At 70.6% G+C, this 19,919-nt stretch carries 19 protein-coding genes and 1 pseudogene; 8 read left to right on the top strand and 12 right to left on the bottom strand.

Annotated elements, in window-relative coordinates; genetic code table 11:
• Positions 1-77: 77 nt before the first annotated feature.
• Positions 78-470, top strand: a complete 393-nt coding sequence (locus tag HFP15_RS00915; RefSeq protein ID WP_312871357.1) for a YchJ family protein — start codon at positions 78-80, stop codon at positions 468-470.
• A gap of 15 nt (positions 471-485) precedes the next feature.
• Here HFP15_RS00915 and HFP15_RS00910 read toward each other — a convergent pair whose 3' ends face one another.
• Positions 486-1,337 (bottom strand): NmrA family NAD(P)-binding protein, encoded by an 852-nt coding sequence (locus HFP15_RS00910; protein ID WP_168510340.1) that lies wholly within the window; start codon positions 1,335-1,337, stop codon positions 486-488.
• A gap of 89 nt (positions 1,338-1,426) precedes the next feature.
• Between HFP15_RS00910 and HFP15_RS00905 the strand changes: the two genes are divergently transcribed.
• The gene (locus HFP15_RS00905) at positions 1,427-2,143 is read left to right on the top strand and encodes a TetR/AcrR family transcriptional regulator (protein ID WP_168510338.1); all 717 of its coding nucleotides are present in this window, start codon (positions 1,427-1,429) and stop codon (positions 2,141-2,143) included.
• Here HFP15_RS00905 and HFP15_RS00900 read toward each other — a convergent pair.
• The 6 genes and pseudogenes from HFP15_RS00900 to HFP15_RS00875 all read right to left on the bottom strand — a co-directional run bounded on the left by HFP15_RS00900 (position 2,140) and on the right by HFP15_RS00875 (position 7,578).
• On the bottom strand, positions 2,140-2,733 hold the full coding sequence (locus HFP15_RS00900; RefSeq protein WP_168510336.1) for an NUDIX hydrolase: 594 nt from the start codon (positions 2,731-2,733) through the stop codon (positions 2,140-2,142). The genes HFP15_RS00905 and HFP15_RS00900 overlap by 4 nt on opposite strands.
• A 58-nt stretch (positions 2,734-2,791) precedes the next feature.
• Positions 2,792-4,361, bottom strand: a pseudogene (locus HFP15_RS44105) (CocE/NonD family hydrolase).
• Positions 4,362-4,415: 54 nt separating this feature from the next.
• Positions 4,416-4,778: a hypothetical protein gene (locus HFP15_RS00890; RefSeq protein WP_168510334.1), complete on the bottom strand. Its 363-nt coding sequence runs from the start codon at positions 4,776-4,778 to the stop codon at positions 4,416-4,418.
• Positions 4,775-5,638 carry a DODA-type extradiol aromatic ring-opening family dioxygenase gene (locus tag HFP15_RS00885; RefSeq protein ID WP_168510333.1) on the bottom strand — a complete coding sequence of 288 codons (864 nt, stop codon included), beginning with the start codon at positions 5,636-5,638 and terminating at the stop codon, positions 4,775-4,777. The genes HFP15_RS00890 and HFP15_RS00885 overlap by 4 nt, the downstream gene beginning before the upstream one ends.
• Positions 5,631-6,434 (bottom strand): citryl-CoA lyase, encoded by an 804-nt coding sequence (locus HFP15_RS00880; RefSeq protein ID WP_168510331.1) that lies wholly within the window; start codon positions 6,432-6,434, stop codon positions 5,631-5,633. Before HFP15_RS00880 ends, HFP15_RS00885 begins: the two co-directional genes overlap by 8 nt.
• A complete protein-coding gene (locus HFP15_RS00875; RefSeq protein WP_168510329.1) occupies positions 6,427-7,578 on the bottom strand; it encodes a CaiB/BaiF CoA transferase family protein in 1,152 nt (383 codons plus the stop codon). Before HFP15_RS00875 ends, HFP15_RS00880 begins: the two co-directional genes overlap by 8 nt.
• A gap of 102 nt (positions 7,579-7,680) precedes the next feature.
• Between HFP15_RS00875 and HFP15_RS00870 the strand changes: the two genes are divergently transcribed.
• The gene (locus HFP15_RS00870; protein ID WP_168510327.1) at positions 7,681-8,478 is read left to right on the top strand and encodes an IclR family transcriptional regulator domain-containing protein; all 798 of its coding nucleotides are present in this window, start codon (positions 7,681-7,683) and stop codon (positions 8,476-8,478) included.
• Here HFP15_RS00870 and HFP15_RS00865 read toward each other — a convergent pair.
• Both HFP15_RS00865 and HFP15_RS00860 read right to left on the bottom strand, forming a co-directional pair.
• Complete coding sequence (locus tag HFP15_RS00865) at positions 8,475-8,954, bottom strand: DoxX family protein (protein WP_168510325.1); 480 nt, start codon at positions 8,952-8,954, stop codon at positions 8,475-8,477. The two genes, HFP15_RS00870 and HFP15_RS00865, sit on opposite strands and share 4 nt — an antisense overlap.
• Positions 8,951-10,396, bottom strand: a complete 1,446-nt coding sequence (locus HFP15_RS00860) for an amidohydrolase family protein (RefSeq protein WP_168510323.1) — start codon at positions 10,394-10,396, stop codon at positions 8,951-8,953. The genes HFP15_RS00865 and HFP15_RS00860 overlap by 4 nt, the downstream gene beginning before the upstream one ends.
• A 154-nt stretch (positions 10,397-10,550) precedes the next feature.
• On the opposite strand from HFP15_RS00860, the gene HFP15_RS00855 reads away from it, so the two are divergent.
• The 5 genes from HFP15_RS00855 to HFP15_RS00835 all read left to right on the top strand — a co-directional run bounded on the left by HFP15_RS00855 (position 10,551) and on the right by HFP15_RS00835 (position 15,634).
• A complete protein-coding gene (locus HFP15_RS00855; protein ID WP_168510321.1) occupies positions 10,551-11,669 on the top strand; it encodes an NDMA-dependent alcohol dehydrogenase in 1,119 nt (372 codons plus the stop codon).
• Between the two features lie 16 nt (positions 11,670-11,685).
• Positions 11,686-12,990, top strand: coding sequence for an MFS transporter (locus HFP15_RS00850; protein WP_168510319.1), 1,305 nt, complete (start codon positions 11,686-11,688; stop codon positions 12,988-12,990).
• 81 nt (positions 12,991-13,071) lie between these two features.
• Entirely contained in the window at positions 13,072-13,515 is a 444-nt protein-coding gene (locus HFP15_RS00845; RefSeq protein WP_168510317.1) for a Rieske (2Fe-2S) protein, read from the top strand.
• Positions 13,512-14,621, top strand: coding sequence for an amidohydrolase family protein (locus tag HFP15_RS00840; RefSeq protein WP_168510315.1), 1,110 nt, complete (start codon positions 13,512-13,514; stop codon positions 14,619-14,621). Before HFP15_RS00845 ends, HFP15_RS00840 begins: the two co-directional genes overlap by 4 nt.
• The gene (locus HFP15_RS00835) at positions 14,618-15,634 is read left to right on the top strand and encodes an amidohydrolase family protein (protein WP_168510313.1); all 1,017 of its coding nucleotides are present in this window, start codon (positions 14,618-14,620) and stop codon (positions 15,632-15,634) included. The genes HFP15_RS00840 and HFP15_RS00835 overlap by 4 nt, the downstream gene beginning before the upstream one ends.
• A 50-nt stretch (positions 15,635-15,684) precedes the next feature.
• On the opposite strand, the gene HFP15_RS00830 is transcribed toward HFP15_RS00835, so the two are convergent.
• The 3 genes from HFP15_RS00830 to HFP15_RS00820 all read right to left on the bottom strand — a co-directional run bounded on the left by HFP15_RS00830 (position 15,685) and on the right by HFP15_RS00820 (position 19,749).
• A complete protein-coding gene (locus HFP15_RS00830) occupies positions 15,685-17,085 on the bottom strand; it encodes an MFS transporter (protein ID WP_168510311.1) in 1,401 nt (466 codons plus the stop codon).
• 69 nt (positions 17,086-17,154) lie between these two features.
• Positions 17,155-18,129, bottom strand: a complete 975-nt coding sequence (locus tag HFP15_RS00825) for a LysR family transcriptional regulator (RefSeq protein WP_168510309.1) — start codon at positions 18,127-18,129, stop codon at positions 17,155-17,157.
• 24 nt (positions 18,130-18,153) lie between these two features.
• Complete coding sequence (locus tag HFP15_RS00820; RefSeq protein ID WP_168510307.1) at positions 18,154-19,749, bottom strand: AMP-binding protein; 1,596 nt, start codon at positions 19,747-19,749, stop codon at positions 18,154-18,156.
• Between the last annotated feature and the right edge of the window lie 170 nt (positions 19,750-19,919).

The raw sequence follows: 19,919 nt of genomic DNA, 5'->3' as shown, positions 1-19,919 counted from the left end.
TTCGCAGCATAGAGCGTTCGCCGGCCGGTGTGGATCCATGTGGCGCGGTATATGACGTTATACACAAGAATGGTGCCGTGCCGACCACCGACGCGTCCCGCTGCCCGTGTGGTTCCGGGGAGACCTACGGCGGCTGCTGCGGGCCGCTGCATCGCGGCGAATCCGCGGCCGCCACCGCCGAACAGCTGATGCGGTCCCGGTTCAGCGCGTTCGCCGTCGGCGACGAGGCCTACCTGCTGCGCAGCTGGCATCCCCGCACCCGGCCGCGGTCGCTCGATCTCGACCCGGAGCTGCACTGGACCTTCCTCGAAGTGCTCGCCTCCACCGGCGGCAGCCCGTTCCACCAGAGCGGCACCGTCGAGTTCCGCGCGCACTACCGCAAGCCCGGCGATCGCGGGGTGCTGCACGAGAACAGCGAGTTCTGCCGCGTCGACGGCGCGTGGGTCTACGTCGGGCAGCTCGCGCCCTGACCGTCGCGGTGCGACTCAGCGCGCCTGGAGTGCCTCCCGCACCGACCGCGGCGACCTGCCGAGCAGGGTTTCGAGCGTGGGATCGGTGACCGCGAACTCACCGCCGCGGGAAGCCAGGTACGAGCCGAGCAGCAGCCGCACCATGGGCTCGGGCGTACCGCGTTCCACCAGGCTCGCGACCCACTTCTCGTCGTCGAGGACCACGCGCCGGACGGTGCGGCCCGCCAGCTCCGACAGCGTGGCGGCCACCTCCTCCAGATCGACCGCGGCGGTCGCGGTGAGCGGCGGGGTCGGGCCGTCGAAACAGGCCTCGCCGGCGAGGATCGCGGCCGCGGCCTCGGCGAGATCGGCGCGCGCCGTCCAGGACACCGGCCCATCCGCGGGCGCCACCAGCTCCCCGGCCTCGACGGCCCCCGCGACATGGAATTCCAGGCTCGCGGTGTAGTAGCCGTTGCGCAGGGAGGTGAACGGCTTGCCGGTGCCGGCGAGGTAGGCCTCGACGGCGGCGTGGTCGCGCGCCGGAGCGAAGAAGGAATCCGGATCCGCCGCCTGGTGACTGGTGTAGAGCACGCGCTCGGCACCCGCGCGGTAGGCCGCGTCGACGGCGGCGGCGGCCTGGGCGATGCTCTCCTGCCCCAGCTTGTCGACCGACACGACGAGCACCTGCGAGGCCCCTTCGAACGCCACGTCGAGCGTGCCGGGATCGGCGAAGTCGCCGCGGCGCACGCGCACGCCCCGCGCGGCGAGGCCCCCGGCCCGCCCAGGATCGCGGACGCTGACGCCGATCCGCTCGGCCGGGACCCGGTCGAGCAGCCGCTCGACGACCTGCGAGCCGAGCCGGCCGGTCGCACCGGTAACGATGATCATCTGCATGCTCCCCTGGCTGTTATCGATGGAAACCGTAAACTGATAACAACGATAGTACACCGATAACAATGATGCGTTATCGTTGATTCATGTCCCAGGTTCAGCCGCAGCGCGCCGCTCGCCTCGAAACGCGGTCCCGGATCGTCGAGGCGGCCGCGCGGCTGCTGCACGAGGAAGGCCCGGCCGCGGTCACGACGCGCGCGGTCGCCGACGCGGCGGGCGTGCAGGCGCCGGCGATCTACCGGCTGTTCGGCGACAAGGACGGGCTGCTCGATGCCGTCGCCGAGCACGAACTCGCGCGCTACGTCAACGACAAGACGCGGGCCGCCGAGACCGAGGACCCGGTGGCGGATCTGCGCGCGGCCTGGAACCGGCACATCCGCTTCGGACTGGCCAATCCGGCGTTGTTCGCCACCCTCGCCGACCCCGCGCGCGCCGGGCGCTCACCGGTGGCCGCGGCCGGGCTCGACGTCCTGCGCGCCCGCGTGCGCCGGATCGCCGCCATCGGCAGGCTCCGCGTCGCCGAACGGCGCGCCGTGGACCTCATTCACGCCGCGGGCACCGGTGCCGTCCTCACGCTGCTGGCGCAGCCTGCCGAGGACCGCGATTCGCGGCTCGCCGACCTGCTCTACGACGCGGTCATGCGGACCGTGCTGACCGAGGCGCCCGGAACCGGCACCGACCACGTGTCCGCCGCGGCCGTCGCCCTGCGCGCCGCCGCATCCGGGCTGCCGATGTTCACCACCGCCGAACGGAGCCTGCTGGCCGAATGGCTGGACCGGCTGACGGAATCCGCGAAACCCTAGCGCCAGGCGAAAACGGGTTGCTCCAGCTGGTCGACCCTGGTGTGCCTGCCGTGCAGGGCGACCTCGCGGAACTGGAACAGCACGGCCGCGGTCGGCGCGTGCACGAGATGCCCGATCAGCGGCAGCTGGATCACCGGGCGGTCCGACTCGGGGATGCGCAGGTACCTTGGTTCGACATCCAGAGCCTCGAACGAGATCCGGTGCAGTTCGGACACCTCCGCCGGATTCGGTACCGGCTCGGCACCGTCCACCCGCATCACGACCGGCGTGATCACATAGCCCGACCGGGTCGGGTAGTCGTCCAGCAGTCCGGCGCAGTCCGCGCGCTGCGCGCTGATGCCCAGTTCCTCACGCAGTTCCCGCAATGCGGCCGCCACCGCGTCCTCGCCGTCGTCGAACCTGCCGCCCGGCAACGCGAACTGCCCGGGATGGGCGCGCAGTTTGGACGTACGCCGGGTGAGCCAGACGGCGGGACCGTGTTCGTCCTCGAACATCACCACGGCCACCGCGGCCGCCCGGCGTCCCGCCAACGGCGCGGCGACCCGGGGAAAACGCCGCACCTCGGCCTCGGCGTCGTGGAGAACTTCCATGGTCCGGACTTTAACCGACACACTTTGTTCTCAAGGCGAAACGTGTCCGGCGACGCTCTCATCCTGCCGCCGCACGCACCGGCAGGATGATCGCCGACGGGCGGGCCGCGTCGTGGTGGACCTCCTGGTCCGCGACGAGCATCCGCACCGCCGTGGCATGCGGCTCGCCCGTACCGGGGTTGCGCGCGTAGCGGGGAAACGCGCCGCTGGAGACCTGCACGCGGATGCGGTGCCCGCGCCGGAACCGGTGCGCCGTCGGCCACAACCGCACCTGACGGCAGGCCAGCTCGTCCGCGCCGGTGACGCTCACCAGCCCGTCGCACACGTTGACCGAGCGGCCACGGGGGCCGACGTCGCACAGCCGCACGAACACGTCGGCGTGGGCGAGGCTGGAGCGGAACCAGATCTCGGCGCTGACCTCACCGATCACCTCGACGTCGCGGGAGAGCACGTCGGTGGTGTAGGTGAGCACGTCGTCCCTGGCCTCCAGTGCCCGGTTGTCCCCGCGCCCGGCGTCCCGGACCATGCGGACCCCGCCGGCCGCGGGTGTGGGATCGGCTGGATCGTAGCGATAGGCGTCGGGTTCGGCGTGCGTCGGCACCGCGGGCGCGAGCCCGCCGGCGGGCTGCAGATGGAAACGCCGGGGCGAGTATCCCGGTGGCGGCCAGGATTCGAAGTCGCGCCAGGCTTCCTCGCCCATCACGTACAGCCGCACCGCAGCGCGCTCCGGCGGGCGTTCGCCCCGCGCGCAGGGCAGGGCGAACTCGAGAGCCTCGTGCTGCGGCAACGGGTCGAACGACAGGTGCGTCCACGGCCCCACGGTCAGCCGGGCGGGTGTGCCCGCCTCCTGCAGTACCCGGAAGTCACGAAGCTGGCCGGGCAGGAAGATGTCGTACCAGCCGCCGATCGAGCTCACCGGGACGGTCACCTCGGCCACCCGCTCCCGGTGGTCGAAACCCGCCCAGCGCGGGCAATCCGCATCGTAGGAGAGAATGTCCTGCGCGGGCTGCTGCAGGGACGGCGCCGCCGCCGCGCGCTGTCCACGCTGCCGCTGAACCGCGCGGACCGCGGCGCTCCTGGCCGTCGGTCATCACACCCCAGCCGAACGGGGTTTCCAGCGACAGCCCGTCGGCGCGCAGGAATTCCAGTGTCAGCGCGGATTCCGTTATCTGCGGGACCATCGCCTTGACCTGGGGCGGCAGCCGGTCGGCGACCGCCCACTGCACGTACCCGAGGTAGCTGCCGCCGAGCAGCACGATGGCGTCACCGGCCCAGGGCTGTTGCACCAGCCATTCCAGCGTCGCCAGCCCGTCGTCGCGCTCATGCACCATGGGGTCGAACGCGCCACCGGAACCGAATGTGCCGCGCGTGCTCTGCAGCAGCACCTGGAAACCGCGTTCGGCGAGCGGGCGCACCATGACCGCCGCGAAGCGCCTGCTCCGGCCGTAGGGCGAGCGCATGAGCGCGACCGGCAGCCCGTCGCCGCCTCGTGCCGGCGCCCACCGGTCGGCCAGCAGCGTCACCCCGTCGGGCATCGGCACCGGCAGGTCGCGATGCACGGCGAGATCGCGGGTGAGCGGCGGGCCGAGCCGCAGTGCCCGTTGAACGAGGTGACTGACCAGGTTCATCGTGCCAGCCTATCGCGCACTGTCACCGGTCCGGCCGAGAACAGCACCGTGAAATCAGGTCGCGATATCGGGGTAGGGCATCTTCACGTGCGCGACGCGGCGGGCGTACTCGTGCTGGAAGGCCAGTGGTTCGTCGTAGTCGTGCTCGAACATCGCGATGAACAACGTCAGCGTGAGAAACGGGTGCGCGCCCAGCTCGAACAGCTTCGGATAGTCGTGTGTGGACAGTGCCTCGCGTTCGTCGCCGGCGAAGGCGAGCCACGAGCTGCGTTCCCCGGTCGCGCAGTTGAGGATGCGCCCGGCCTCCTCGGCCTCCCACCACGCGACGGTGCCGCGCGGATCGTCCTTGTACCGCGCGACGAGCGCCGGGTCGCGGTCGATGGTGTAGAGGAACTTGTCCATCAGGTACTTGCTCACCGCGCGGCTCCCTTCGGGTACCAGGTGAAGTAGGCCTCCATGGTGTGGAACAAATCGAGCGTGTCGACGTAGTCCGCGGCCTGCCCCTCCCCCGCGACGCCCATCATGAGCAGGAAGTCCATGAACCCGTGCGTGGCGTTGCCCGGCAGGTGCAGGCTTTCCAGCGTCACCTCGCCGAGGCATTTCTCGATGTCGCCGCCGGAGATCCACGCCACGGCCTTGCGGTCGAACTCCGGGTCCGGGCCGTGCTCGCCGAACTGCCTCGGCCCGCCCAGCTCCAGCGACAGGTGCCCGGTGCCGATCACCGCGACGCGCAGGTGCGACGGCCAGGACTCCACCAGCGCGCGGATCGTCTGTCCCAATTGGACGAATCGCTTCGGCTGCGGCAGGGGCGGGGCGAAGATGTTGGTGTAGACGGGCACGATCGGCAGATCGGCCTCCGGGCGCAGCGTGATGATCGGGCAGGTGATGGAGTGGTCGATCCGCAGCTCGTTGGAGAACGCCAGGTCGAAACCGGCGTCCAGGCCCTCACGCAGCAGGTGCGCCGAGAGGTCCTCCTGCCCCTTGAGCAGCATGCGCGGCAGGCCGAACTCGCGTTCCTCGTTGTAGAAGTTCGCGTCGTAGAAGGGGGCCTTGCCGACGAGGAACTGCGGCATGTTGTCCAGCCACAGCTGGTGGAAGTGATCCGAGCCGACCATCACCAGCACGTCGGGGCGGGCGCGGGTGAGTGTCTCGCGGAACGCGGTGATCTTGGCGGCCCACTCGTCGGCGAAGGGCGGGCGCTCCGGCCCGGTCGTGGTGCTCGCCCGGTAGTAGAACGGATGGTGGGTGGACGCGATCACCGCGACCAGTTCAGCCATGGCGGCCTCCGTGGGGGTCCGGAACAGGGGGAATGGACCGATTGTTCAGATCGACGGACAGGAAGATGTCGTTGGCGACGGGGTTGCGCATCTCCTCGGCCAGCTGCCCGATGAGCCCGGCGGTGCGCGCCAGCAACGCGAAGCCGCGCAGCAGCGGCAACGGCAGCCCGAGATCGGCCAGCGCGGCGCCGCACACACCGGCGCCGTTGAGCGGCAGCGTTTTCCCCAGCACCTGAGGGTGCACCCGGCCGATGGCGGCGAACAGCCGCAGGTGCGGGCCGAACAGGCCTTCCTCGGTGGCGATCTCCATCAACCGCGGCGTGCGCGGGTCGCCGTCCTTGTGCACGTGATGTCCCAGGCCCGGCACGAACTTCCCGGCCTCGCGCCGGGCACGTACGGTCTCCAGCGCGAGCGTGTCCCAGCCCGCCTCGTCGGCGGGGAGTTCTTGCCGGGCAAGGACTTCGTGCAGGAAGATGCCGGTGTCCTCGGTGACGCCGAGGAACCGTGAGCCGCCGCCGAGCAGGCCCGCGGCGAGGGCGCCCTGGATCGAGTCGGGGGCCGACAGATACGTCAGGCGCGTGACGATCGCGGTCGGGGTGAAGCCGTGGTCGGCCAGTGCGGCGAGCACCGCCTCGAACACGCGGGTCTCCCCCGGCGTCGGCCTGCGCTGCGTGGCGAGCCAGAACGCGAGTTCGCCGAAGGAGACCGAGCCCATCACGTCCTGTGCGAGATCCTTGCCCAGCAACGTGATGCTGGTGCGGCCGGCGGCACCCAGGGCGGTCGGGTACTCAGTCACGGGTGTCCTCCTTGGACAGCCAGGCACGCAGCTCGTCGCCGTGCTCGTTCAGTTCCGGCGGCGGGAGCCGGTAGACCGCAGGCGTCGCGGAGAACCGGATCGGATGCCGCGTGGTCGGCACTGCGCCCACCGTCACGACCGGGTCCAGCTCGAATCGTTCCGCCATCGCGAAACCGCCGTCGATCGTGTTGATCGGCCCGCTCGGCACTCCGGCCTCGACGAGCAGGTCGAACCACTCCCGCGCGCCCCGTTGGGCGAGCCGTTCGACCAGCAGCGGCCGCAACTCGTCACGGTTGGCGGTGCGGTCGGCGTTGCGCGCGAACCGCGGATCGTCGGCCATCTCGGCGATGCCGAGCACCTCGCACAGCTTGCGGAACTGGCTGTCGTTGGCGGCGGTGACGATGAGATCGTTGTCGGCGGTGGGAAAGGGTTCGTACGGGAAGACGCTGGGGTGCGCGTTGCCCATGCGGTAGGGCACCTCGCCGCCCGCGACGTAGGCCGAGGAGTGGTTGACCAGGCCGGTCAGCGCCGAGGACAGCAGGTTCACCTCGACGTGCTGGCCCTCGCCGGTCGCGTCACGGTGCCGCAGCGCGGCGAGAATGCCGATGACGGCGTGGTTTCCGGCCATCACGTCGAACACCGAGATACCCGCCCGGTACGGCGGGCCGTCCGGGTCGCCGGTCAGGCTCATCAGCCCGGAGATCGCCTGCACCATCAGGTCGTAACCGGGCACGTTCCGCCCGGCACCCGTGCCGAACCCGCTGATCGAGGCGTAGACGACGCCGGGGTTTTCCCCGCGCACCGCGTCGAAGTCCAGGCCGTAGCGGGTGAGCCCGCCGGGGCGGAAGTTCTCGATCAGCACGTCCGCGCGGCGGGCGAGTTCGCGGGCCAGGCCGGCGTCGGTCTCGTCGCGCAGATCCAGTGCGATCGACCGCTTGCCGCGGTTCACGCCGAGGTAGTAGGTGGACACCTCGTCGCGGACCGGCGGCATCCAGCTGCGGGTGTCGTCCCCGGAGGGGCCTTCGACCTTGATCACCTCGGCGCCGAGATCGGCCAGCAGCATCGTGGCGTAGGGACCGGCCAGGATCCGGGAGAAATCGGCCACCAGCAGCCCGGCCAACGGGCCCGCGGTGCTCCCTGACATGCGCTGTCACCTTTCGTCCGCCAGACGGACATCCGTCCGACAAGTTGATTCTGGGTCGGTCCCGAAGCCCGCGTCAAGCCGGTCAGCGGTTAACCTGCTGCTATGCGCCGTGACGCCAACCCCGATTTCGTCGAAGCCCTCGCCCGCGGGCTCGACGTGCTCCGCTGCTTCCAGCCGGGGCGGGCGAGCATGACGCTCACCGAGGTCGCCGCGGCCGCCGAACTGGCCCGCCCGACCGCGCGGCGGATCCTGATCACGCTGGAGCAGCTCGGCTATGTCCGCGGCACGGACGGTGCGTTCGTGCTCACGCCGAGGGTGCTGGAGCTGGGCATGGCCTACATCGGCTCGGCCAACATCTGGGACCTGGTGCGGCCGCATCTGCGTGAGCTGGTCGGGCTGACCGGCGAGTCCTGCTCGATCGCGCAGCTCGACGGGTCCGACATCGTCTACGTGGCGCGGGTGGCGATGCCGAAGCTGGTCACGCTCGCGGTCACCATCGGCACCCGGTTTCCCGCCGTGCAGACGTCGCTGGGCAAGGTGCTGCTCGCCGCCCTGCCCCCGGCCGGGCTGGACAAGGCACTGGCCGAGCCCACCCGTTCCGGGCTGACCCCGCGCGTGCGGCCCTCGCGGGAGGAGATCGACGCGATGCTGCGCGACGTGCGGGCCAAGGGCTGGGCGGCCACGGACCAGGAACTGGCGCTGGGCATCCGCTCGGTGGCGGCCCCGGTCCGCGACGGCGACGGCCGGGTCGTCGCGTCGGTCAACGTCAACGCGCACGCCGCCGAGACGCCGATGGACACACTCGTCGACGATCATCTGCCGCCCCTGCTGCGCGCGGCGAGCGCGATCGGCGCCGACTGGGACGCGTGGCATTCCCGGCCGCTGGAGACCATCCGCTAACGCGACCGCAGCGTCAGCGGCACCATCGCCGCCAGCAGCCCGAGCGCCAACGCCCCGCCGCCCCAGACATAACCGGACAACGCGAGCCGGGCCACCGCGTCCAGCGACCACGCGCCCGGCCCGGTGAACCCCAGCACGACGGCCACGGCGCCGTACCAGAACGGCACCTCGCAGCCGCCCTTCTGCGCCCAGAACCCGTTCGGCGCGGTCGCCACCGTGGCCACCGCCATCGTGCCGGTCACCACCGCGCAGCCGCCCGCGGTGAGCAGCCCGGTCCCGATCGAGGCCGCGCCGGTCAGCTCGGCGAGCCCGGCGACGAAGGCCATGCGCCGTCCGCGCACGAAACCCCAGCGCGCGAAGATCTCGCCCGTGCCGCCGAGGCCCGCTCCGCCGAACCAGCCGCGCAGTTTCTGCATCGCGTGCCCGGCCAGCAGCACCGCCAGCACGAGACGGAGCAGCAGCAGTCCCAGGTTCATCGCGAATGTGTCGCCGCGCTGCGGTAGTCGGTGTAGGTGTAGGGGTTGTCGAGGATCTTGGTCGCCGGCACGTCGGGGTTCATGCCCTTGGCCCATTCCTCGTCGCCGAGTGCGGACCGCAGATGCGCGACGGTCGCCTCGACCTCGCGCCGCACCGCGGGCAGGTCCACGCCGAGCAGCTTGTGGTCGTGTTTGACCACGCGGCCGTCGACCAGCACGGTGTGCACGTCACCGCGCTGTGCCTGGAACGCGACGTGCCCGTACGGGTTGAGGATCGGGAACGACACCGGCGAGTCGTCGTTCTTCAGCAGTACCAGATCCGCCTTCTTACCGGGCTCGATCGTGCCGAGGTCGTCGCGGCCCAGCGCGTGCGCCCCGCCGCGCGTGGCCCAGTCGACGACCTGGTCGGCACGCAGCGCGCAGTGCGTGACGGTCTCGCCCTTGGCGTGCGCTTCCAGATGCTCGCGGGCGCGGTCGGCGCCCAGCGTCGTGCGCATGGCGGAGAACAAATCGCCGCTCCACCACACGCTCGTGTCCATCGACAGCGACACCGGGATGCCGTGCGCGCGGATCGCCCACGTCGTCGGGTAGCCCTGGCCCGCGCTCTGCTCGCTCTCGGTGGACACCGACACCGAACCGCCGGTGGCGGCGATGCGGTGATAGGAGTCGGCGGACAGGGTCGCGGCGTGCACGTAGATCGTCTCCGGGGTCATGAACCCGTGGTCGTACATGAGCCGGATGCCCTCGTCGTTGGTCGCGCCCCACACGCCGGCATGCGTGGTGACGGGGACGCCGAGTTCGCGCGCCACCTCGAACGCGGGCTTTTCCGGGAAGGCCGGGTCGCCGGTGACGTCGAAGGCGAGCTGGAAGCCCAGCATGTCGTCGCCGGTGATGCGGCGGCGCACGAAATCGCGGAATTCGGGCGCGGCGGTCCAGTCGCCCGGCGCCTGCTGGATGTTGCCGTAGGCCAGCACGAACCGGCCGGGCACGGACTCGAGCGCGTCGACGGCGGCGTCGGCGTGCTCGACGGTCTGCAGGCCGTGTGACCAGTCGACGACGGTGGTCACCCCGGCCTCCAGCGCCTCGACCGCGGCGAGGAGGTTGCCCGCGTGCACGTCCTCGGGGCGGAACGTCTTGCCGTGTTCGAGGTAGTACCACACGAAGTACTGGGTCAGGGTCCAGTCGGCGCCGTAGCCGCGCATCGCGGTCTGCCACATGTGCCGGTGCGTGTCGATCATGCCCGGCATGACGATGCCGCCGGACGCGTCGATCTCCGCCGTGCCCTCGGGCACCTCCAGCGCGGGCCCGACGGCCGCGATCTGCTTGCCCGCGACGAGCACGTCGGTGCCGGTGAGCACGCGATGCGCCCCGTCCATCGACAGGACGGTGCCGCCCCGCAGAACAACGGCCCGTCCCGGTGCGAATTCCTCGGATCCACTCATCACTGACCTCCATTGGCCGCGTGCCGGACGTCCGTACGCTATACGGCCAGCGGTCGTGTTCGCTACCCGCGACATTTGTCCATCGAGGTGTTCGCGCGGTTTCCGTAGCTTGCCTTGAAGAACTGCTGGCGACGGCGTGGGAAGGGCGGCGGTCATGCGGACACGGGCGGCGATCATCCGGGACACCGGCAAACCTTGGGAGGTCACGGAACTCGAACTCGACGAGCCACGCGCCGGGGAGGTTCGGATCCGTTTCGCGGTCTCCGGCATGTGCCATTCCGACGAGCACCTGCGCACCGGCGACTCCGTCGGGCGCCTGCCGATCGTGGGCGGGCACGAGGGCGCCGGGGTGGTCGAGGCCGTCGGCGAGAACGTGACGCGCGTGCGCCCCGGCGACCGCGTGGTGTGCTCGTTCATCCCCGCCTGCGGCACCTGCCGCTACTGCTCGACCGGCCGCCAGAACCTGTGCGACCAGGGCGCCGAAATGGTCACCGGCAAACTGTCCGACGGCACGTTCCGCTTCCACGACGACGCGGGCGAGGACCTCGGCGGTTTCTGCATGCTCGGCACGTTCGCCGAGCGGGCCGTCGTGTCGCAGTACTCGTGCGTGCCCATCGAGGACGACATCCCGTTCGAGGTCGCCGCGCTCACCGGGTGCGGTGTGCCCACCGGCTGGGGCACCTCGGTCTACGCCGCGGGTGTCGGCACCGGCGACACCGTGGTGATCTTCGGCGCGGGCGGTGTCGGCTCCAACGCCGTGCAGGGCGCGGCCCACGCGGGCGCGCGCCACGTCGTGGTCGTGGATCCCGTCGCGTTCAAGCGGGACAAGGCATTCGAGTTCGGTGCGACCCATGTCTTCGCCGACGCGGAGACCGCGCAGGACGCCGTTGTGGACCTGACCCGGGGCCAGCTCGCCGATCACGCCATCTGCACCGTCGGCGTGCTCACCGCCGAGGTCGTCTCGCAGGCCACGGCGATCGTCGGCAAGGCGGGCCAGGTGACGGTCACCTCCGTCGGCCGCACCGGCGAGAACCACGTGCAGCTCGCGGCGAACGGCTCACTCGTCGGCTACCAGCGGCGCATCCAGGGGCACGTGTTCGGCATGTGCAACCCGCTCCACGACATCCCGCGCCTGCACGGCCTCTACCGCGACGGCAGGCTCAAACTCGATGAGCTGATCACCCGCCGCTACGGCCTCGACGAGATCAACCAGGGCTACCAGGACCTGGACGAAGGAAAGATCATCCGCGGCATCGTCGTGCACGAGTCCTGAAGGCGGAGGAAGAGCAATGACGCTCGGCCAGCAGACCCAGACCACCATCGACCTGCGCGCGCAACGGCGCCGCATCCTGATCTCCGGCGCCATCGGCACCACCATCGAGTACTTCGACTTCCTGCTCTACGGCCTGATCGCCCCGGTGGTGTTCGAAACCCTGTTCTTCCCCAGGGCCGACGCTCTGGTGGCCACGATCGCCGTGCTCGGCACGTTCGCGTTCGGCTATCTCGCCCGGCCGCTCGGCGGGATCGTCTTCGGCCACTTCGGCGACCGGATCGGCCGCAAACCGGTCATGTTCATCACGCTCGTGCTGATGGGCGGCTGCACCACGCTCATCGGCCTGCTGCCGACCTACGCGGCGATCGGCGTGGCCGCGCCGATCCTGCTCGCGGTGCTCCGGTTCACCCAGGGCATCGCGCTCGGCGGGGAGACCGTGGGCGCCGTCATCATGGCCACCGAGGGCGCACCGCACGGAAAACGCGGCGGCTACGCGGGTTTCATCCAGATCGGCGGCGCGCTCGGCTCGGTGCTCGCCGCGCTCGCGGCCGGACTGGTCGCCGGTATGTCCGAGGCCGACCGGTTGTCCTGGGGGTGGCGGGTGCCGTTCCTGGCCTCGGCGGTGCTCGTGCTGGTGGGCGTCTACGTGCGCGCCAGGATCGACGAGTCCCCGGTGTTCAGGACCGCCGTGGAACACGCGCCACGCAGGCTGCCGCTGTTCACCGCACTGCGCGAGGAACCTCGCGCCTGTGTGACGGTTTTCCTGTGCACCATCGCGGAAACGAGCATGCTGCAGATGTTCACCGTCTACATTCTCGTGTACGGGAACAAGACGCTGCACATCGACAACGCCGTGATGCTGCGCGGCGTGCTCATCGGCAACATCGTCGGTATCGTGGCGAACCCGGTGCTGGGCAGGCTTTCCGATTTCGTCGGGCGGAAGATCATGCTGGCCTCGTCGCTGGTCATCGGCGCGCTTTACGTGTCCTTCGCGTTCTTCCCGATGCTGCGCACCGGTGACGAGGCGCTCATCGTGCTCGCGATCGCGATTCCGCCCGCGGTGATCCAGACCTTGCTGTTCTCCACCGAGGGCAGCTTCTACGCCGAGCTCTTCCGTGACGCGGCGCGGCGGTTCTCCGGGCTGGGCCTGAGCCGCCAGCTCGGCGGGGTGGTCGGCGGGTTCTTCCCGCTCATCGCGGCCTCGTTGTTCGCCTCGGCCGGCACGATCACCGCCGTGATCGGCTACTACGTGGCGATTTCCGCGATCTCGCTCGGCGCGGTACTCAGCGCACGCGAAACGAGCCGCGAGACGCTGACCTGACCGCCGGGATAAATGGCGTTGATGCCCGGCATCCCGATTTTTTGTTTCCTTCCGCAAGGTCGGTTTACCTAAGGTTTTCCCATGAGAATAGTGGTTTCCCGGCTCGAGGAGTTCCCGCCGGGAGAACGGCGCATCGTGCAGGCTGGCCGCCGTTCGATCGGTGTGTTCCGGGTCGGCGACAAGTTCTACGCGCTCAACAACTACTGCCCGCATCAAGGTGGTCCACTGTGCCTCGGGCACACCCAGGAACGGGTGCGCTCGGCGCGCGCGGGTGAGTACCTCGTGGCCGACGGCGACGCGCTCGTCGCCTGCCCGTGGCACGGCTGGGAGTACGACCTGGCCACCGGCCAGTCGTTCCTCGGTCCCGGCGAACCCCCTGCCCGCGCCTACGACGTCGGCGTGGAAGCACCGGGTGGCCGCATCCCCGGGCCGTACGTGGCCGAGACGTACCCGGTCCACGTCGAGGACGCCTACGTCGTGGTCGACACGAGCAAGAGCCCGCAAGCCACCGGAGGCGAGCAATGACCACCACCGTGATGGGCGAACCAGCCGCGCGCAAACAGGCCAGGCTCGCCCACACCATCGTCGACGCCGACATCCATCCGCACGCGCCGGCCGGTGACATCCGGCCGCGCCTGGCGGCCGCGCACCAGGCGCGGTGGGACATGTTCGGCAGCCGCGTGCCGGGACCGCCGCAGATGTACCCGCGGGTGCGCAACGCCGGTTTCCGGCTCGACTCGTGGCCCGAGGGCGGGTTCCCCGGCAGCGATCTGACCATGCTGCGGGAGCAGCTGCTGGACGAGTTCGACATCGACCACGGCGTGCTGATCCCGTTGCAGTCCCACAGCTGGGGCGCCGAGCAACCGGACTACGCCGCCGCATTGTGCCGCGCGCTCAACGACTGGCAGGCCGAGGACTGGCTCGGCCAGGAACCCCGGTTGCGTGGCTCGATCGCGATCCCGATGGAGTCGCCGGAGCTGGCGGCCGAGGAGATCCGCCGCTGGGCGGGCGATTCGCGGTTCGTGCAGGTCCTGCTCTCCACCGGCGGGGAACTCGGGTTCGGCCGCCGGCGGTACTGGCCGATCTACGCCGCTGCCGCCGAGGCCGGGCTGCCGATCGCCGCGCACACCGGCGGGCTGGAACAGCATCGCGGCGCCGGCTGGCCGTCGTTCTACCTGGAAGAACACGTGTGGAACGGCAACATGATGGGTTCGCTGCTGACGAACCTGTTGTGTGAGGGCGTGTTCCAGGCGTTTCCGGAGCTGCAGGTGATCTGCGTCGAGGGCGGGATCGCGTGGGCGGGCCCGCTGATGTGGGCACTGGACGATTCCTGGACACAGCTGCGGGCCGACGTGCCACATCTGCGCAAGGCGCCCTCGGAGTACCTGCGCGAGCACGTCTGGTTCACCACGCAACCCATCGAGGAGCCGGAAAACCAGCGGGACCTGGAAATCGCGCTGGCACATGTGGGCATGAACGAGCGGATCATGTTCGCCTCGGACTATCCGCACTGGGACTTCGACTCGCCCCGGCAGGCTCCGCGCCTGTTCCCGGCCGCGCTGCGCAAGCAGATCATGGGCTCGAACGCGTGCCGGCTCTACCGGCTGCCCGAACGGGAGGAGGGGCGATGAGCGCACCGGCACTGACCGGCACCATCGACACTGACGTCCACTGTGGACCGGCGTCACTGCGCGAGTTGCTGCCCCATCTGGATTCCTACTGGCGCAACTACCTCACCGAAAGCGGGCTCGCGCTCTCGCCCAGCCAGGACGGGGCCTACCCGCCGAACGCCGCGACCAGCGGCGGGCCGTTGCCGCACACCCTCGCCGAGCTTCCACCCGGCACGTCGATCCTGAACTGCACGACCTCCTTCGCCTGCAACCGGAACCCCTACTACGAAGCGGCGCTGACGCGCGCGGTCAACGACTGGCTCGTGTCCGAATGGCTCGACGCCGACGAGCGGCTGCGCGGCAGCATGGTCGTGCCGACGCTGGACGCCGGCGCCGCGGCCGCCGAGATCGACCGGATCGGCGATCACCCGCGGATCGTTCAGGTGCTCGTGCCGGTGCGGATGGACGCGCCGTGGGGCAACCGGCGGCACCGCCCGCTGCTGCGGGCCGCCGCCGAGCACGATCTCGTGCTGGGCCTGCACGCGTGGGGCCGGCTCGGCAACGCGCCCACCTCCAGCGGCATCACCCACACCTACTTGGAGGACTACCTGGCGAACTCGCAGATCCTGGCGCAGGCTCAGCTGACCAGCCTGGTCACCGAGGGCGTGTTCCGCGATCTGCCGGACCTGCGGGTCGCGTTGCCGGAATGTGGTTTCTCGTGGCTGCCGACGCTGTTGTGGCGGTTCGACAAGGACTGGAAGGCGGTGTGGCGCGAGGTTCCGTGGCTGGACCGCAAACCGTCGGAGGTCGTGCGCGAGCATGTCCGGCTCACCACCTCCCCCGCGCATCTGCCCCGCGATCCGGCGCAGGTGCGCCAGGCGCTCGACCTGCTCGGCGCTGGCTCGATGCTGATGTACGCCAGCGACCATCCGCACGATCACGGTCCCGGCGCGAGGCGGCTGCTGGAGGCCCTGACCGAGCCGGAGAGGGACGCGGTGCTGGCGGGCAACGCCGCGCGGTGGTACCGGATCTGAGCACGAAGAAGGGAGGGCGCCGGAGCACCCGGCGCCCTCCCTTCGCGTCGTCACACCGCGGTCCGGTCCTCCTTTGTGGACACCGGAGTGAGCATCGAACCGTCCGCCCCGGCGGGCAGGCCGCGCTGGACCCGGCCGAGCGCGACCAGCGCCACCACCATCACGATCGGGAAGACCGCGAACACGAAGAACGTGCCGCGCACGCCGACCCCGTGATCGAGCGCGAAACCGGCCAGCCACGGGCCCAGCATGGCGCCGAGCTTGGCCACCGAGGTCGCCCAGCCTGCGCCGTTCGCGCGGATCGCGGGCGGGTAGAAGATGCCGGTGACGCTGATGACGCCGCCGTGCCCGCCGATGATCAGCGCGTGCGACACGAGCAGGATCACGATGTAGGGCGCCGCGGACAGCGGCAGCAGCCCGATCGCGAGCAGGCACGGCACCGCCAGTGTCGGCAGCAGCGCGATCATGCCGGCGCCCCGCCGGTCGATGAACCGCCCGGCGACGAGCTGCCCGGCCGCACCGGCCACCGACGCCCACGCCGCGAGCGTCGCGGCCTGCGACACGCTGAACCCGATGCGCTCGTTGAGGATCGGCCCCCAGAACGCGAGGTAGAACACGATCGCCGAGGACGACAGGTAGGCCAGCCAGATCAGCGGTGTGACCACGGCGAGCGTGCGGCCCCGGAACAACGCGGCCGGGGTGAAGGAGGTGCGCTGCCGCGGCCCGGTGCCGACGGTGAAACGGGTTCCGTCGGCGAAGGCCGTCTCCGGTAGCGCCCGCCGCAGGATCGGCGCGATGCGGTGCTGCCGCAAGTCCCTCTGCGCCAGGAACTTCACCGACTCCGGCAGGAACAGCACGACCGGGATCACGGCGAGCAACGAGGCCAGGCCGCCGGCGACGAACACCGACTGCCACCCGAACGAGGGGATCAGCAGGTTGGACAACGGCCCGCCGGCCGCGCTGCCGAAGCTGTAACCGATCATCGTGATCACCACGGAGGTCGACCGCAGCCGCAGCGGCGCGAACTCCGTGACCAGCGCCCAGATCAGCGGCAGCGCGCCGCCGAGGAACACGCCGGTGGCGAAGCGCAGCGCGATGAGCTGCGGATAGTCCTGCGCGACGGCGAAGGCCAGGGTGAACACCCCGAACCCGGCCGCGGACACGACGATCGCGGGTTTGCGCCCGGTCAGGTCGCCGAGGTATCCCATCAGTATCGAGCCGGCGAGCGTGCCCAGCACACCGATCGTGCCCAGCGTGCCGAGTTCGGTGTTGCTCAGTGCGAACGAACGCTGGATGTAGCGGCCCGCGAAGGAGATGATCTGCAGGTCGAAACCGTCGAGAAAGGTGACGACCCAGGACACCGCGAACAGGATCAGCCAGAACCGGCCCACCTTCTGGCGTTCCAGCAGCGGGACGACGTCGACGACGGGCTCGGCGGAACGTGAGGCCATGGGCACACTCCCTTGTGCGCGTTCACTTTTCCAGAATTCAATTTACGAATCCGGAACACGGAACGGAAATCAGTTCTGGGAATGTGCCGCATAAACGGCGGATATGGCGGGTTCGTGCGCGGCGGCCGCGGTGACCGTGCGGAACCACCGGTGGCCCTCGTCGTCGGTGTTCTTCTCGTGCCACCACAGGGTTTCCACGATCGGCGGTGGTTCGCCGGGACAGTCCAGCACGCGCAGATCCGCCCGGTCGGCCAGCAGCGCCGCGAGCCTGCCCTGCATGATCGCGACCCGGTCGGTGCCCGCGACGAAATACGCGGTGGCGTGATAGCTGTCCACGCGCACCGCGACGCGCGGCCGCACCGTCAGCCGCGCCATCAACGGGGTCAGCGGTGAGCTGGCCGGGTACTCGCCGTCGGGATGGTGCGGCACGACCCACGGCAGCCGTTCCAGATCGGCCGGTTCGAGCCGGTCGCCGACCGGGTTGTCCGCCGACACCACGCACACCCACCGGTCGCGGAACAGTTCGAGCGAACGGATGCCCGCCGCACCGAAGTTCGCGGTGGGCGCGGAAATGATGCCGTCGATGCGCCGCAGCACCTCCGCCGCGTCGGTGGGCAGGCGCTGTTTGACGACCTCGATGTGCAGCCGGACCTTCGGCGCCGCCGCGTACAGCGCGGTGGACAGCCGCTCGCCGAAGGTGGCCAGCACGTAGTCCGGGGTCAGCAGGGTGAACTCGCGCTCGGCGTCGGCGGGCCGGAACTCGGCGCCGGTGGCGAACAACCGCTCCACGCCACGGCAGACGGGCTCGATCTGGCCGGCCAGCTGGACCGCGAGCGGCGAGAGCACGAACCCGCCGCGCGAGCGCACGAGCAGTTCGTCGTCGAAGTGGCGGCGCAGCCGGGACAACGCGGCGCTGGCGGCGGGCTGGCTGACGCCGACCCGCGCCCCCGCCCGCGTCACGTTGCGTTCGCGGAGCAGCTCACGCAGGAAGACCAGCAGATTCAGGTCGAGACTGGCCAGCGAGACCGGATTCCGCCTCACCATCGCGCACCGTCGCCCATCACATCATTAGTGCCGGGGCAGTGCGGGGCTGTCAACCACTTCCCGTGCCCAGGCCAGTTCGAGCTTGCCGGTCGGGGTGCGCCGCAGCCCGGGCAGCAGCACGATCCGGCGCGGGATCTTGTACCCGGCGAGGCGCCCGCGAACGGCCTCGCGCAGGTCCGCGGCGGTCAGCGCGGTGTTCGCGGTGGCCACGACGGCGCAGACCCGTTCGCCCCAGGTCTCGTCGGGCACGCCGACCACGACCGCGTCGGTGACGTCGGGATGGGCGAGCAGCGCCTCCTCGACCTCGTGCGCGTGCACCTTCTCGCCGCCCGTGTTGATCACGCCTGAGCCGCGGCCGAGGAACCGGATCGCGCCGTCGGGTTCGATCGCCGCGAGGTCACCGGGCATCGTGTAGCGCACGCCGTCGATCACACGGAACGTGGCCGCGGTCTTCGCGCTGTCCTTGTAGTAGCCCAGCGGCATCGGGCCCCGGTAGGCGAGCGTGCCCACCTCCCCCGGCGCGGCCGCGTGGCCGTCCTCGGTGAGCACCGTCGTGCCGGGCACGGGCCGGAAACGGGACGGCAGATCGCGCACCGAGGAGGTGATCGCGAACGCGAACGGCCCGCCCTCGCTGGAGGCGATGGCGTCGATGATCGTGACCTCGGTGCGTTCGTGCAGGGCGCGTTTGAGCCGGTCGGACAGCGCCGTACCGGAGCTGAGCACCGAACGCAGCGGTGTCAGGTCGTGGGCCCTGTTGCGCAGTTCGGCCACCAGTGGCCCGCAGACCGCGTTGCCCGCCACGATGATCATGCCCACGGCCTGCGCCGCGACGGTTTCCCACACCCGGCGCGGGTCCAGTCCACGGCCGAGTGTGACGACGCGGCCACCGGCCAGCAGCGCGCCCACCGAGTTGAACAGCCCGGTGCCGTGCATGAGCGGGACGACGGGCATGGTCACCGGTGCGCGGCCCTCGCGGCGCGCGGTGACGGCGACGCGCACCGCGTCTGCCGGCGACGCGGGCAGCCCGGCCACGCCCAGCGGGCCGAAGATCGGCACGGCAAGGGAGTGCAGCAGGTCCGCGAGCCGCCAGATCACGCCCTTGGGTGTGCCGGTGGTGCCGCCCGTGTACATGAACAGCTGGTCGGTGCCGGGACGTGGTGCGGCGGGCCGGGGCGGGGTCGCCGCGAGCAGTTCGTCCAGGTCGCGCGCGTCCGGGCCGTCTCCCGGCTCCGCGCGCACGAGCAGCCGCAGCGTGGACACGTGCCGTGCGGCGTGCGCCACCTTCCCGGCCAGTTCTCCGCTGAACACCAGTGCCGCGGCGTCCGCGTCGGCCAGCAGCGCCGAGAGTTCCTCGCCGGTGTAGCGGTAGTTCGCGTTGACCGGGACGGCGCCGATCTTGAACGCGGCGAACACGGTCTGCAGGTAGGCGGCGCCGTTGAACAGGTAGCACGCGACCTTGTCGCCCGGCCCGACACCGGCTTCGGCCAGTGCGGCGGCGAGGCGTGCGGAGGAGTCCTCGAACTCGGCGTAGGTCAGCTCGCGCCCGGGTTCGGAGATCGCGATCTCGCCGGGCAGTGCGGCGGCGACGGCTTCCCACAAGGTGCCGAAGGAGACGTCCATCGTCGGCCCTCCTGGTCCACTGTGCCTCGAGCGTAAGCAGGGCGGGGCGGCCGGGACAGCGCGCAATGACCCGGCGCCACCCGGCATCCCGCCCGGCCGGAATGAGTCAAATGACGTAGATCTCGCACGGCGAGCGCGACACCATGCATGCTGGACACGCATCCGCTCGA

The organism is Amycolatopsis acididurans (assembly GCF_012328925.1).
GTDB lineage: Bacteria > Actinomycetota > Actinomycetes > Mycobacteriales > Pseudonocardiaceae > Amycolatopsis_E > Amycolatopsis_E acididurans.
Note: the sequence above shows the minus strand (reverse complement) of the source record. Positions and strands in the feature narration are given on the sequence as shown.

Bases quoted from the DNA above. Each gene is read 5' to 3' on its own strand.
- HFP15_RS00905 (WP_168510338.1), top strand. From the start codon at position 1,427: ATGTCCCAGGTTCAGCCGCAGCGCGCCGCTCGCCTCGAAACGCGGTCC.
- HFP15_RS00870 (WP_168510327.1), top strand. From the start codon at position 7,681: ATGCGCCGTGACGCCAACCCCGATTTCGTCGAAGCCCTCGCCCGCGGG.
- HFP15_RS00875 (WP_168510329.1), bottom strand. From the start codon at position 7,578: ATGTCAGGGAGCACCGCGGGCCCGTTGGCCGGGCTGCTGGTGGCCGAT.
- HFP15_RS00900 (WP_168510336.1), bottom strand. From the start codon at position 2,733: ATGGAAGTTCTCCACGACGCCGAGGCCGAGGTGCGGCGTTTTCCCCGG.
- HFP15_RS00855 (WP_168510321.1), top strand. From the start codon at position 10,551: ATGCGGACACGGGCGGCGATCATCCGGGACACCGGCAAACCTTGGGAG.
- HFP15_RS00860 (WP_168510323.1), bottom strand. From the start codon at position 10,396: ATGAGTGGATCCGAGGAATTCGCACCGGGACGGGCCGTTGTTCTGCGG.
- HFP15_RS00835 (WP_168510313.1), top strand. From the start codon at position 14,618: ATGAGCGCACCGGCACTGACCGGCACCATCGACACTGACGTCCACTGT.
- HFP15_RS00885 (WP_168510333.1), bottom strand. From the start codon at position 5,638: ATGGCTGAACTGGTCGCGGTGATCGCGTCCACCCACCATCCGTTCTAC.
- HFP15_RS00845 (WP_168510317.1), top strand. From the start codon at position 13,072: ATGAGAATAGTGGTTTCCCGGCTCGAGGAGTTCCCGCCGGGAGAACGG.
- HFP15_RS00850 (WP_168510319.1), top strand. From the start codon at position 11,686: ATGACGCTCGGCCAGCAGACCCAGACCACCATCGACCTGCGCGCGCAA.
- HFP15_RS00820 (WP_168510307.1), bottom strand. From the start codon at position 19,749: ATGGACGTCTCCTTCGGCACCTTGTGGGAAGCCGTCGCCGCCGCACTG.
- HFP15_RS00840 (WP_168510315.1), top strand. From the start codon at position 13,512: ATGACCACCACCGTGATGGGCGAACCAGCCGCGCGCAAACAGGCCAGG.
- HFP15_RS00910 (WP_168510340.1), bottom strand. From the start codon at position 1,337: ATGATCATCGTTACCGGTGCGACCGGCCGGCTCGGCTCGCAGGTCGTC.
- HFP15_RS00830 (WP_168510311.1), bottom strand. From the start codon at position 17,085: ATGGCCTCACGTTCCGCCGAGCCCGTCGTCGACGTCGTCCCGCTGCTG.
- HFP15_RS00865 (WP_168510325.1), bottom strand. From the start codon at position 8,954: ATGAACCTGGGACTGCTGCTGCTCCGTCTCGTGCTGGCGGTGCTGCTG.
- HFP15_RS00825 (WP_168510309.1), bottom strand. From the start codon at position 18,129: ATGGTGAGGCGGAATCCGGTCTCGCTGGCCAGTCTCGACCTGAATCTG.